Consider the following 587-nt stretch of genomic DNA (forward strand, 5'->3'; position numbering starts at 1 on the left):
GAATAATTCACTTTTTTAGAATCAATCATGTATTAAAATTAAAGTATATGGCACCCTTTTAGATTAATCGACTAGAAGGGTGCTTTTTTAGGTCGACTTAGCTTTTACTTCATCTTAATTTGGCAGAAATGCGTAAAAAGGAAGTGTTTTATTTATTTAAATAGTCTGACAATTAAGGGTGTTATGTTAATATGATTTTATGAGAAGTATGGAGTAGCAATAAAGGGGTGACCTCGCATGTTAATTCAATTAGATCAAATTGGGCGAATGAAGCAAGGAAAAACAATTTTAAAAAATATTTCTTGGCAAATTGCTAAAGGTGATAAATGGATATTATATGGGTTGAATGGTGCTGGTAAGACAACGCTATTAAATATATTAAATGCATATGAGCCTGCGACAACTGGCGGTGTTAATCTATTTGGTAAAATGCCAGGCAAGGTAGGGTATTCTGCAGAGACTGTACGACAACATATAGGTTTTGTATCTCATAGTTTACTGGAAAAGTTTCAAGAGGGTGAAAGAGTAATCGATGTGGTGATAAGCGGTGCTTTTAAATCAATTGGTGTTTATCAAGATATTGATGA

General features: G+C 33.0%; 1 protein-coding gene. It reads left to right on the plus strand.

Annotated features, from left to right (window positions below; genetic code table 11):
* Positions 1-237: 237 nt before the first annotated feature.
* On the plus strand, positions 238-587 hold a 350-nt coding region (locus IDG60_RS00005; RefSeq protein WP_206160325.1), incomplete at its 3' end, for an ATP-binding cassette domain-containing protein.

This window comes from Staphylococcus sp. EG-SA-2, from assembly GCF_017152085.1.